The sequence below is a fragment of the Blastococcus sp. TBT05-19 genome (assembly GCF_003319095.1).
In the GTDB taxonomy this organism is placed as follows: Bacteria; Actinomycetota; Actinomycetes; order Mycobacteriales; family Geodermatophilaceae; genus Blastococcus.
Window position 1 is genome coordinate 212,684 of sequence record NZ_QOHI01000005.1, and the last position, 12,122, is coordinate 224,805.

14 protein-coding genes are annotated in these 12,122 nt (G+C 74.3%); all 14 read left to right on the forward strand.

Going from position 1 to position 12,122, the window contains the following annotated elements:
• The first annotated feature begins 1 nt into the window (after position 1).
• The 14 genes from pgsA to DQ244_RS14735 all read left to right on the forward strand — a co-directional run bounded on the left by pgsA (position 2) and on the right by DQ244_RS14735 (position 12,095).
• On the forward strand, positions 2-619 hold the full coding sequence (gene pgsA, locus DQ244_RS14670; protein WP_113812220.1) for a phosphatidylinositol phosphate synthase: 618 nt from the start codon (positions 2-4) through the stop codon (positions 617-619).
• Positions 616-1,557, forward strand: a complete 942-nt coding sequence (locus tag DQ244_RS14675; protein WP_113812221.1) for a phosphatidylinositol mannoside acyltransferase — start codon at positions 616-618, stop codon at positions 1,555-1,557. Before pgsA ends, DQ244_RS14675 begins: the two co-directional genes overlap by 4 nt.
• Entirely contained in the window at positions 1,557-2,768 is a 1,212-nt protein-coding gene (locus tag DQ244_RS14680) for a glycosyltransferase family 4 protein (protein WP_113812222.1), read from the forward strand. The genes DQ244_RS14675 and DQ244_RS14680 overlap by 1 nt, the downstream gene beginning before the upstream one ends.
• An 11-nt stretch (positions 2,769-2,779) precedes the next feature.
• Positions 2,780-3,328: a hypothetical protein gene (locus DQ244_RS14685; RefSeq protein ID WP_113812223.1), complete on the forward strand. Its 549-nt coding sequence runs from the start codon at positions 2,780-2,782 to the stop codon at positions 3,326-3,328.
• A 98-nt stretch (positions 3,329-3,426) separates the two neighbouring features.
• Entirely contained in the window at positions 3,427-4,287 is an 861-nt protein-coding gene (pdxS, locus tag DQ244_RS14690; protein WP_369832122.1) for a pyridoxal 5'-phosphate synthase lyase subunit PdxS, read from the forward strand.
• Positions 4,284-4,913, forward strand: coding sequence for a pyridoxal 5'-phosphate synthase glutaminase subunit PdxT (pdxT, locus tag DQ244_RS14695; protein ID WP_113812416.1), 630 nt, complete (start codon positions 4,284-4,286; stop codon positions 4,911-4,913). The genes pdxS and pdxT overlap by 4 nt, the downstream gene beginning before the upstream one ends.
• Positions 4,910-5,668 carry a YebC/PmpR family DNA-binding transcriptional regulator gene (locus tag DQ244_RS14700; RefSeq protein ID WP_113812225.1) on the forward strand — a complete coding sequence of 253 codons (759 nt, stop codon included), beginning with the start codon at positions 4,910-4,912 and terminating at the stop codon, positions 5,666-5,668. The genes pdxT and DQ244_RS14700 overlap by 4 nt, the downstream gene beginning before the upstream one ends.
• 77 nt (positions 5,669-5,745) lie before the next feature.
• Complete coding sequence (ruvC, locus tag DQ244_RS14705) at positions 5,746-6,315, forward strand: crossover junction endodeoxyribonuclease RuvC (protein WP_113812226.1); 570 nt, start codon at positions 5,746-5,748, stop codon at positions 6,313-6,315.
• Positions 6,312-6,944 (forward strand): Holliday junction branch migration protein RuvA, encoded by a 633-nt coding sequence (gene ruvA / locus DQ244_RS14710; RefSeq protein WP_113812227.1) that lies wholly within the window; start codon positions 6,312-6,314, stop codon positions 6,942-6,944. The genes ruvC and ruvA overlap by 4 nt, the downstream gene beginning before the upstream one ends.
• The gene (gene ruvB / locus DQ244_RS14715) at positions 6,941-8,065 is read left to right on the forward strand and encodes a Holliday junction branch migration DNA helicase RuvB (protein ID WP_113812228.1); all 1,125 of its coding nucleotides are present in this window, start codon (positions 6,941-6,943) and stop codon (positions 8,063-8,065) included. The genes ruvA and ruvB overlap by 4 nt, the downstream gene beginning before the upstream one ends.
• A 147-nt stretch (positions 8,066-8,212) precedes the next feature.
• Positions 8,213-8,527 (forward strand): preprotein translocase subunit YajC, encoded by a 315-nt coding sequence (gene yajC / locus DQ244_RS14720; RefSeq protein WP_233491515.1) that lies wholly within the window; start codon positions 8,213-8,215, stop codon positions 8,525-8,527.
• 15 nt (positions 8,528-8,542) lie between these two features.
• Positions 8,543-10,210 carry a protein translocase subunit SecD gene (secD, locus tag DQ244_RS14725; protein WP_113812229.1) on the forward strand — a complete coding sequence of 556 codons (1,668 nt, stop codon included), beginning with the start codon at positions 8,543-8,545 and terminating at the stop codon, positions 10,208-10,210.
• Positions 10,207-11,514, forward strand: coding sequence for a protein translocase subunit SecF (gene secF / locus DQ244_RS14730; protein ID WP_113812230.1), 1,308 nt, complete (start codon positions 10,207-10,209; stop codon positions 11,512-11,514). The genes secD and secF overlap by 4 nt, the downstream gene beginning before the upstream one ends.
• Complete coding sequence (locus DQ244_RS14735; protein ID WP_113812231.1) at positions 11,511-12,095, forward strand: adenine phosphoribosyltransferase; 585 nt, start codon at positions 11,511-11,513, stop codon at positions 12,093-12,095. The genes secF and DQ244_RS14735 overlap by 4 nt, the downstream gene beginning before the upstream one ends.
• Positions 12,096-12,122: the final 27 nt, after the last annotated feature.

Genomic DNA, 12,122 nt, shown 5'->3' on the forward strand with positions numbered 1-12,122 from the left:
CGTGCTCGGCGTCAACGCCCGCCCGGCCGTCGCCAAGGTGGTGAACCCGATCGTCACCCGGCTGGACCGCATCGGCGTCACCCCGGACATGGTGACGATCACCGGCACGGTGGGCGCGGTCGTCTCCGCGGTGTTCCTCATCGGCTCGGGCTCCCTGTTCTGGGGTGCCTTCGCCGTCTGGATGTTCGTGATGCTGGACATGCTCGACGGGGCGCTGGCCCGGCTGCGCGGCGGCGGCTCGGTGTTCGGCGCGGTCCTGGACTCCGTCGGCGACCGGGCCGCGGACGCCGCCATCTTCGGCGCGCTGGCGTGGTGGTTCTCCGGCGGTGGCGACAACCGGCTCATCGTCGCGTTGTCGCTGATCTGCCTCGTGCTCGGCGTCCTGACCAGCTACATCAAGGCGCGGGCCGAGGGCGTCGGCCTGTCGTGCGACGTCGGCATCGTCGAGCGCACCGAGCGGCTGATCATCGTCCTCGTGGGCACCGGGTTCACCGGCCTGGGCATCCCGTACTCGCTGCACGTCGCCCTGTGGGTGCTGCTGGCCGGCAGCGCGGTCACCGTGGCGCAGCGGGTCCTGGCGGTGAAGCGGGCGGCAGCCGGCGCGCGGATCGCCTCGTGAGCCGTCGCGAACGGCTCCTGGGCCGGGCCGCCGACGCCGGGTACGCCGCCGGCTGGCGGGCGGTGCGGATGCTGCCCGAGCCCGCCGCGCGCGGGCTGTTCGACCGGGCGGGCGACTGGGCCGCCGGCCGCGAGGGCGCCGGCGTCCGCCGGCTGCGGGCCAACCTCCGGGTGGTCACCGGGGGAGCGCTGACCGAGGCCGAGCTCGACGACCTCACGGCTGCGGCCATGCGCTCCTACGCCCGGTACTGGCAGGAGGCGTTCCGGCTGCCCACCCTCGGCGTCGACCGGATCCTCGCCGGCACCACCGTCCCCGGGATCGAGCACCTGGAGGAGGCCCGTGCCGCCGGCAGGGGAGTGGTCCTCGCCCTGCCGCACAGCGGCAACTGGGACGCCGCCGGGGTCTGGTTCATCGACTGGCTGGGCGGCCCGTTCATGACCGTCGCCGAGCGGCTGAAGCCGGAGTCCCTGTACCGGCGTTTCCTCGACTACCGCGAGACCCTCGGGATGCGGGTCGTGCCGCTCACCGGCGGGCCGCGGCCGAGCTCCGACGTGCTGCGCGACTGGCTGGCCGACGGCGGCTCGGCGTGCCTGCTGGTCGACCGCAACCTCGGCGCCGGCGGCGTGCCGGTGACGTTCTTCGGCCGGCCCGCCCGGATGCCCGGCGGTGCCGCGCAGCTCGCCGTGGAGACCGGCGCCTCGCTGCACCCGGTGGTCTGCCGCTTCACCGAGCGCGGCTGGCAGCTCAAGGTGCACCCCGAGGTGCCCGTCACCGGCGGCGCCGACCCGCGCGACGCCGTGCCGACGGCGATGCAGGCCGTGGCGGACGCCTTCACCGAGTCGATCGCCGAGCGCCCGGAGGACTGGCACATGCTCGGCCGCATCTGGGCCGACGTCCCGGCCGACGAGCCACGGTCCGCGCGGCGGGGCCCGGCCTGATGCGCATCGGCCTGGTCTCCCCGTACCGGTGGGACGTCCCCGGGGGCGTCCAGTACCACGTGCGCGACCTGGCCGAGACGCTCCGCGGGATGGGGCACCACGTCGAGGTGCTGACCCCCGCCGAGCGCGAGGAGTCGATCACCGACCCCTCCATCACCTTCGCCGGCCGCACCGTGCCGGTCCCGTACAACGGCTCGATGGCCAGCGTGCAGTTCGGCCCGGTCTCGGCCGCGCGGGTGCGCCGCTGGCTGCGGGAGGGGCGGTTCGACGTCGTCCACGTGCACGAGCCGTCGTCGCCGTCGGTGTCGCTGCTGGTGTGCATGCTCGCCCGCGGCCCGATCGTGGCGACCTTCCACACCGCCACCACGCGCTCGAAGATGCTGGTGGTGCTCGGGCCGGCCGTGCGCCCGTGGCTCGAGCGCATCGCCGGGCGGATCGCCGTCTCGGATTTCGCCCGCCGCGTGCAGGTCGAGCACCTGGGCGGCGACGCGGTGATCATCCCCAACGGGGTGCACGTCGGCTTCTTCGCCGAGGGCCCCACGCTCACCGGCCGCCCGCGGGGCGCCGAGGGCCCGACCGTCGGCTTCGTCGGCCGCTTCGACGAGCCGCGCAAGGGCCTCCCCGTCCTGCTGACGGCGATGCGCACGGTCGTCCGCGACCACCCCGACGCACGCCTGCTGATCGCCGGGCGCGGCGACGCCGAGGAGCTGGAGCGCATGGTGGGCGACGACCTCTGCCCGCACGTGACGCTGCTGGGCGAGGTGTCCGAGGCCGACAAGGCGGCGCTGCTGCGGAGCGTCGACGTCTACTGCGCGCCGAACCTGCTCGGCGAGTCCTTCGGCGTGATCCTCATCGAGGCGATGGCCGCCGGGGCGCCGGTCGTCGCCAGCGACCTCGACGCCTTCGTCCGCGTGCTCGACGGCGGGACGGCGGGGGTCGTCGTGCGGCGCGACGACCCGGCGGCCCTGGGCCGGGCGCTGTCGGAGCTGCTCGGCGATCCGGAGCGCCGGGCCGAGCTGTCCGCCCGCGGCTCGCGGCTGGCCGCGCAGTACGACTGGCAGGTGCTGGCCCGGCGGATCCTCGCCGTCTACGAGACGGTGGTGCCCGCGGGTGGCGGGGCGGTCACGGTGGGCCCGGACGACGTCGTCCCGGGCGTGCCGCCGACCGGAACCGCGGCGCGACCTCCCCGCATCCGCCCGCGCCGCCGCTAGCCTCGACGACCGTGACGTCCGAGCTGTGGGTGCTGATCGCCGCCGGCGTCCTCGTGCTGCTCGCCGCGTGGACGGGGTGGACGCTGACCCGCCTGCGCCGGCTGGACCAGCGGATGCGGCGTGCGGAGGCGGCCCTGGAGGCCCAGCTGCGACGGCGGGCGGGTCTCGCCGAGGAGCTCGCGCGCAACCACCCGGCCGCGCTGGGGGAGCGCACGGCCGAGCGCCTGGCGACGGCGGCGGCGCAGGCGCGGGCCGCGCACCCGGGCGACCGCGAGCTGGCGGAGAACGCGCTGGGGCGGGAGTTGCGCGAGCTCCCCGCCGACCTGCCCGGGGTGCCGAACGGCCTGCGCACCGACCTGGCGGGCACGCTCACCCGCGTCGCCCTGGCCCGCCGCTTCTACAACGACGCCGTCCGCGACACCCGCGAGCTGCGCGGCCGCCGGTTCGCCCGGTGGCTGCGGCTGCACCGCTCGCGGCCGCTGCCGCGCTACTTCGACATCGACGACCGGCTCGGCGCCGGCATCCGGGAGGTGGACCCGGCCGGCCGGTCCGCGCGCTGACCGCCGTATCGTTGCGCACCACTGATCGCGTCGACCGAAGGCGGACACCCGTGGCAGCGCAGCAGGACCAGCCGGAACCGACGACCGGGACCGACCGGGTGAAGCGCGGCATGGCCGAGCAGCTCAAGGGCGGCGTCATCATGGACGTCGTCACCCCCGAGCAGGCACGCATCGCCGAGGACGCCGGCGCGGTCGCCGTCATGGCCCTCGAGCGGGTGCCGGCCGACATCCGGGCCCAGGGCGGCATCGCGCGGATGAGCGACCCCGACATGATCCAGGGGATCATCGACGCGGTCTCCATCCCCGTGATGGCCAAGGCGCGCATCGGCCACTTCGTCGAGGCGCAGGTCCTGCAGTCCCTCGGCGTCGACTACATCGACGAGTCCGAGGTCCTGACCCCGGCCGACGAGGCCCACCACATCGAGAAGCACGCCTTCACGGTGCCCTTCGTCTGCGGGGCCACCGACCTGGGCGAGGCGCTGCGCCGCATCTCCGAGGGCGCGGCCATGATCCGCTCCAAGGGCGAGGCCGGCACCGGCAACGTCGTCGAGGCCACCCGGCACATGCGGGCGCTGCGGGCGGGCATCCGCCGGCTGACCACCCTGGACGAGACCGAGCTCTTCGTCGCCGCCAAGGAGCTGCGCGCACCGGTCGAGCTCGTCCAGGAGGTGGCGCGGCTGGGCAAGCTGCCGGTCGTGCTCTTCACCGCGGGCGGCCTGGCCACCCCGGCCGACGCCGCGATGATGATGCAGCTGGGTGCCGAGGGCGTCTTCGTCGGCTCGGGCATCTTCAAGTCCGGTGACCCGGCCCAGCGCGCGGCGGCCATCGTGCAGGCCACCACCTTCTTCGACGACCCCGACGTCATCGCCAAGGTGTCGCGGGGCCTGGGCGAGCCGATGGTCGGCATCAACGTCGCGACGCTGCCGGAGAGCGAGCGCTACGCCACCCGCGGGTGGTGAGCAGCCCCGTCATCGGGGTGCTGGCGCTGCAGGGCGACGTCCGGGAGCACCTGGCCGCGTTGCAGGCCGAGGGCGCCGAGGTCCGTGCGGTGCGCCGGCCCGAGGAGCTGGCCGGGCTGGACGGCATCGTCGTCCCCGGTGGTGAGTCGACCACCATGGGCAAGCTGGCCACCCGCTTCGGGCTGCTGGGACCGCTGCGCGAGGCGGTCCGCTCCGGGCTGCCCGCGTACGGCACCTGCGCGGGGATGATCCTGCTGGCCGACCGGCTGCTGGACGCCCCGCCGGAGCAGCCGACGGTGGGCGGCCTGGACGTCACCGTGCGGCGCAACGCCTTCGGTCGGCAGGCGGACTCCTTCGAGTCGACGGTGCGCTTCGCCGGGCTCGACGGCCCGCCCCTGCAGGCGGTCTTCATCCGCGCGCCGTGGGTGGAGGAGGCCGCCGAGGGCGTGGAGGTGCTCGGCCGGGTCGAGGGCGGGCCGGCCGACGGTAGGATCGTCGCGGTCCGCCAGCGCAACGTGGTGGCCACCAGCTTCCACCCGGAACTGACCGGGGACCGCCGGGTGCACGCGCTGTTCGTCGACATCGTGCGCCGTCACCTGGCCGACGCAGAGAGGGAAGAGCCGTGAGTGGCCACTCCAAGTGGGCGACGACCAAGCACAAGAAGGCCGGGATCGACGCCAAGCGCGGCAAGCTCTTCGCCAAGCTGATCAAGAACATCGAGGTCGCGGCCCGCACCGGCGGCGCCGACCTGTCCGGCAACCCGACGCTCTACGACGCCGTCCAGAAGGCGAAGAAGAGCTCGGTGCCCAACGACAACATCGACCGCGCGGTCAAGCGCGGCGGTGGCCTCGAGGCCGGCGGTGTCGACTACCAGGGCATCACCTACGAGGGCTACGCCGCCGGTGGTGTCGCGGTGCTGATCGAGTGCCTCACGGACAACAAGAACCGCTCGGCCATGGAGGTGCGCACCGCCATGACCCGCAACGGCGGCACGATGGCCGACCCGGGCTCGGTCTCCTACCTGTTCTCCCGCAAGGGCGTCGTCGTCGTGCCGGCCGCGGGCCACACCGAGGACGACGTGCTGATGGCCGTCCTGGACGCCGGTGCCGAGGAGGTCCGCGACCTGGGCGACACCTTCGAGGTCGTCAGCGAGCCCGGCGACATGGTCGCCGTGCGCACCGCGCTGCAGGAGGCCGGCATCGAGTACGACTCGGCCGACATGGGCTTCGTCCCCAGCGTGCAGGTGGAGCTGGACGAGGACGGCGCGGCGAAGGTGTTCAAGCTGATCGACGCGCTCGAGGACCTCGACGACGTGCAGAACGTCTACGCGAACTACGACGTCTCCGACGAGGTCATGGAGAAGGTCGCCGCCGACGCCTGAGGGCGTGTCGGCGCCCCGGTGGGGGTGCCGGAGGTTAGCCTCGGTCGAACAAGCGTTCGGCTGACGGGAGCGTGACCATGCGGGTGCTCGGTATCGACCCGGGCCTCACCCGGTGCGGGTGGGGCGTGGTCGACGGGCGCCCCGGTGCCCGTCCGACGGCGATCGGCGTGGGCGTCGTCCGCACGATGCCGGAGCTGGACCTGGAGCTGCGGCTGCTGGAGCTGCACACCGCGGTGACGGCGCTGCTGCGCGAGCACCGGCCCGACGTCGTCGCCATCGAGCGCGTCTTCACCCAGAACAACAAGGGCACCGCCACCGGCACCGCGCAGGCGGCCGGCGTCGCGGCGCTGGCCGCGGCGCAGGCCGACCGCCCGGTCGCCTGGCACACGCCGAGCGAGGTCAAGGCCGCCATCTCCGGCAACGGCCGCGCGGACAAGGAGCAGGTCACCGTGATGGTCACCCGCGTGCTCGGGCTCGCCACCGCCCCGAAGCCCGCCGACGCCGCGGACGCCCTGGCGCTCGCGGTGTGCCACGCCTGGCGCGGCCCGGCCCAGCAGCGGCTGCGGTCGGCAGCGATCGCCGGCGGCATCGGCGCCCCCGTCGTCCAGCGCACGCTGCCCCGCTGGCAGGGGGTGGCGGCCCGATGATCGCCTCGGTCAACGGCCGGGTGGCCGCGGTCGGCCCCGACGGCGCGGTGGTGGAGGTCGGCGGCGTCGGCCTGGCGGTGCAGTGCACGCCCGGCACCATCGCCCGGCTGCAGGTCGGGGAGCCCGCCCGCCTGGCCACCAGCCTCGTGGTGCGCGAGGACTCGCTCACCCTCTACGGCTTCGCCGACGACGACGAGCGGCAGCTGTTCGAGCTGCTGCAGACGGCGAACGGCGTCGGCCCGCGGCTCGCCCAGGCGGTCCTCGCCATCCACCCCCCGCGGGAGATCCGCCGCGCGGTGACCATGGGCGACCTCAAGGCCCTCATGCAGGTGCCCGGCATCGGCAAGAAGGGCGCCGAGCGGCTGGTCCTGGAGCTCCGCGACCGGCTGGGCTCCACCACGACCGACACCCAGCTCGACGCGCCGTCGGGTCTGCCCGCGGTGACGCCGGTCGCGCCGTGGCGGGACCAGCTGACTGCTGCGCTCGTCTCGCTCGGCTGGTCGGCCAAGGAGGCCGACGGGGCGCTGGGGCAGCTCGAGCCGGTGGCCGAGGAGCAGATCGCCGCGACCGGCTCGGCGCAGATCGCCGTCCTGCTGCGCCAGGCGCTGCAGCTGCTGGGTAGGGCATGAGCGCGCCGTTCGACCGGTCGCTGACCGGCGAGCTCGCCGCCGGCACCGGGCAGGACTGGGGCGTCCAGCCGCAGGCCGGCGACGAGGAGCGGGTGGTCGAGTCGGCCCTGCGGCCGCACTCGCTGCACGACTTCATCGGCCAGCCCAAGGTGGCCCGGCAGCTCGCGCTCGTCCTCGAGGGGGCGAAGCGCCGGGGGAGGACGCCCGACCACGTGCTGCTCTCCGGCCCGCCCGGGCTGGGCAAGACCAGCCTCGCGCTCATCATCGGCTCGGAGCTGGGCACCTCGGTGAAGATCACCAGCGGCCCGGCCATCGAGCGCTCCGGCGACCTCGCGGCGATGCTCTCCAACCTCGCGCCCGGCGACGTGCTGTTCATCGACGAGATCCACCGCATCGCCCGGCCCGCCGAGGAACTGCTGTACATGGCGATGGAGGACTTCCGGGTCGACGTCGTCGTCGGCAAGGGGCCGGGGGCGACCGCCATCCCGCTGGAGATCAACCCCTTCACGCTCGTCGGCGCCACCACCCGCGCCGGCCTGCTGACCGGCCCGCTGCGCGACCGGTTCGGCTTCGTGGGGCAGATGGAGTTCTACGAGCCGGCGGAGCTGGAGCGGGTCCTCGCCCGCAGCGCCGACCTGCTCGGGGTCGAGCTCACGCCCGAGGGGTCCGCCGAGATCGCCGGGCGCTCCCGCGGCACACCACGGATCGCCAACCGGTTGCTGCGCCGCGTGCGCGACTACGCCGAGGTGGAGGCCGACGGCCGGGTCACCCGCGAGGTCGCCGAGGCCGCGCTCGCGCTCTACGACGTCGACCACCTGGGCCTGGACCGGCTCGACCGCGCCGTCCTGGAGGCGCTGGTCGTGAAGTTCGGCGGCGGACCGGTCGGCGTCGCGACGCTGGCCGTGGCCGTGGGGGAGGAGCCGCACACCGTCGAGGAGGTGTGCGAGCCGTTCCTGGTGCGAGCCGGGCTGCTGGCCCGCACCCCGCGCGGCCGCGTGGCCACCGAGGCGGCCTGGCAGCACCTCGGGCAGCCCCTCCCGCGCGGCGGGATCCCCCTCGGCCGGGTCACAGCAGAACCACAGGTCCCGGGGTCGTCGTCAGAAGCCCTCTTCGACGCCTAGACTCCGGAGCGCTGGCGCGCAACTCGCAGGCCGGGCCGTGCGCGTCCCGCCTGGTCGCCGCGCGCGCCGGTGCCGACGTACCCGAGCGGATCCCCCGTGGACCGCACCCACCGCGGTCGAGCGACGCGGTAGAGAGGCACACCTGTCGTGGAGCAGTTCTTCCCGTTCATCCTCCTGGCCGTCATGCTCGTGGTGCTGCTCGTGCTGCCGGCCCGGCAGCGCAAGCGCATGCAGGAGCAGGCCGCCGCGATGCAGGCCTCGCTGGAGATCGGCACGCCGGTCATGACCACCAGCGGCCTGCACGGGACGGTCGCCAAGCTGGGTGACACCACGGTCGACCTGGAGATCGCTCCCGGCGTCGTCGTGACCTTCATCCGCCAGGCGATCCTCGAGGTGCGCCGTCCTGCCGAGCCGACGGTGGTGGCCGAGGACCCGGCCCGCCCGGCCGACGGCACCGTCTGACCCAGGAGAACCCCCGTGGCCAACCGCCCGGCCCCGGCGAGGGGCTACTTCGCCGCCTTCATCGCGATCATCGCCCTCATCTACGGGCTGGTCTTCTTCGTCGGCGACACCCGCACCCCTCAGCTCGGGCTCGACCTGCGCGGCGGCACCACCGTCACGCTGACCGCCCGCACGCCCGACGGCCAGGCGCCGGCCCAGGAGGACCTGGAGCTGGCCCGCCGGATCATCGAGCAGCGGGTCAACGGCCTCGGCGTCGCCGAGGCCGAGGTGGTCACCGAGGGCGACTCCAACATCGTCATCTCCGTCCCGGGTGAGGACGGCGAGCAGGCGCGCGAGCTCGGTGCCACCGCGCAGCTGCGCTTCCGCCCGGTCCTCTCCGGACCGGAGCCCGCGGCCCCGCCGGCCGAGGACCCGGCCGCCGAGGAGGGTGCCGACGCCGAGCCGACGGACGGTGCCGAGCCGACCGACGGCGCCGAGACCGCCGACGGGACGGCCGAGGGCGAGTCCGCCGAGGAGTCCGCCGCTCCCGCCACGCCGACCGACGACGAGGGGGCCGTCGAGGACCCGGCGCTGCCCGACCCGGACGCGCCCGCCGTGACGCTGGAGGAGGCGTCCGCGGAGTACGCGACGCTCACCTGCGACGCGGAGAACGTCACCGGTGAGACCTCTCGTCCCGGCGACCACGTCGCGGCCTGCACCGAGGACGGCACCGCGAAGTACCTGCTCGGGCCCACGATCATCGAGGGCACCGAGATCGACGACGCCAGTGCCGCGACCGACGCCACCGACGGCCGCTGGGTCGTCCTGCTGGACTTCAAGTCCCAGGGGCGCGAGACCTGGGCGGCCTACACCGCCGCGAACGTCGGCAAGAACGTCGCCTTCACCCTCGACGGACGGGTCATCTCCGCACCCACCATCCAGGGCGCCATCAACGGGCAGACCACCATCACGGGGCAGTTCGACCAGGAGTCGGCGGAGGAGCTCGCCAACCAGCTGAAGTACGGCGCGCTCCCGCTCACCTTCACCCAGGCCACGGCGCAGTCGATCTCCACCGAGCTGGGGGAGGAGCAGCTGCGGGCCGGCCTCATCGCCGGCGCCCTCGGCATCGCGCTGGTCTTCCTCTACGCGCTGTTCTACTACCGGCTCCTCGGCCTGGTCATGATCGCCAGCCTCGTGCTGTCGGCGGTGGTGGTCTACGGCTGCCTGATCCTGCTCGGCCGTGAGATCGGCTTCACGCTCAGCCTCGCCGGCATCGCCGGGTTCATCGTGTCGATCGGCATCACGGCCGACTCGTTCGTCGTCTACTTCGAACGGTTGAAGGACGAGATCCGGGAGGGCCGGTCGCTGCGGTCCGCCGTGCCGCGTGCCTGGGTCCGCGCCCGCCGGACGATCCTCTCCGCGGACGCGGTCAGCTTCCTCGCGGCGGCGATCCTCTACGTGCTGGCGATCGGTGACGTGAAGGGCTTCGCGTTCACCCTCGGCATGTCCACCGTGCTGGACCTGATCGTCGTCTTCCTCTTCACCCACCCGCTCATGGCCGTGCTGTCCCGGATCAAGTCGTTCGGCAGCAACCGGTTCTCCGGTCTGGGCCAGGTGGAGCACACCCGCCGCGCGGAGAAGCCGGCGCGCACGCGCGAGCTGGCCGGTGCCGGAGCCGGCCGCACCGACAGGAGCACCTCATGACCCGCCCGACCGACCAGGGAGAGCCGACGCCGGTGGACGCCCCCGTCGGCGCCGGCGAGGACGCCCTCGCCGATGCCGGTCTGCCGCAGGACCCCGGCGGCGAGGCCGAGTCGACGGCCGCCTCGCGACCCCGTGCCCGCCTCAGCTCCCGGCTCTACAACGGCGAGGCCGGGTTGGACGTCGTCGGCCGCAGCCGGCTGATCTACAAGATCACCGCCGTGGTGATGATCCTGTGCATCGCCTCGATGGTGTTCCGCGGCTTCAACTTCGGCATCGACTTCGAGGGCGGCAACAGCTTCCGGCTGCCCGGTACCGAGCAGCAGCTGTCCGACGCCCGGTCCGCGGCCGAGGACGCCGGCGCCGAGGTGGCCACCGCCCAGGTCGTCGGGGGCAACACGCTGCTGGTGCGCACGGAGGCGCTGGACAACGACGGCGAGCGCGCGGTCGTCGAGGCTCTCGCGGACGCCGTCGGCATCGCCCCGGACGAGGTCAGCCCCGAGGCCGTCAGCGCCGAGTGGGGCCGGGACATCACCGACCAGGCGCTGGTCGCCCTGGCCGTCTTCCTGGTCGCCGTGGTGCTGTTCCTCGCCGTGCGCTTCCAGCCGAAGATGGCCATCGGGGCCATGGCCGCCCTGGCCCACGACATCGTCGTGACCGCCGGCGTGTACGCGCTGATCGGTTTCGAGGTCACACCGTCCACGGTCATCGGCTTCCTGACCATCCTCGGCTTCTCGCTCTACGACACCGTCGTCGTCTTCGACAAGGTCGACGAGAACGTGAAGGACCTGGACAAGTCCGCCCGCATGACCTGGGGCGAGGCGGCCAACCTGGCGGTCAACCAGACCCTCATGCGCTCGATCAACACCTCGATCATCGCGCTGCTGCCGGTGGCCGGGCTGCTCTTCGTGGGCGCCGGTCTGCTCGGCGTCGGCACGCTCAAGGACCTCGCCCTGGTGCTGTTCGTCGGCCTGGCCGCGGGCACGTACTCGTCGATCGTCCTGGCGACGCCGATCGTGGCCGACCTCAAGGAGCGCGAGCCCGAGGTGCAGGCGCTCCGGCGGAGGGTGCAGGCCCGCCGTTCCACGGCCGCCCGCACCGGCGGGGCCCCCGCCGGGCCGGTCGCCAGCGCGCGCCGGCGCCGGAGCAGCGGCGGCGGGGTGGCGGTGGCCGAGCTGCCGGAGACGGTGGACGCCGACGTCGTCGTCGAGTCGCCGGCCTCGGTGCGGCCGGAGCGGGCCGCCGGTTCCACCGCCGCGCCGCGGCCCGGCGCGCGTCCGCAGCGCCCCGGCAAGCGCCGCCGGTGACCGACCCGACCGTGCAGCCGCTCGACGAGCTCATCGCGAGCCTCACCGTCGACGTCCCGGACCACCCCGAACCCGGGGTCCTGTTCCGGGACCTCACGCCGGTGTTCGCCGACGGCCCGGCCTTCCGCCGGGTCGTCGAGGGCCTGGCCGCACCGCAGGAGTCCGATCCGCGGGCGGCGGCGCTCGCGGGCTCCACGGCGGGGGAGCGAGCCTTCGACGTCGTCGTCGGCGTGGAGGCCCGCGGCTTCCTGCTGGCCGCCGCCATCGCGCTCGACGCGGGCGTCGGCGTGGTCCCGGTCCGCAAGGCCGGCAAGCTCCCGCGCGAGCGGATCGCGGCGGACTACGCCCTCGAGTACGGCAGCGCCACGCTCGAGCTGCACACCGACTCGATCCGGCCCGGTCAGCGCGTGCTGGTGGTCGACGACGTGCTGGCCACCGGCGGCACGCTCGTCGCGGCCGTCTCGCTGGTCGAGCAGCTCGGCGGGATCGTCACCGCGGTGGCCGTCGTCGTGGAGCTCACCGCCCTGGGCGGCCGGGAGCGGTTGGTGCCGCACGCGGTGCACGCGCTCTGGACCACCTAGCCGGGTGAGGCGCGTCCGGCGCGCCCG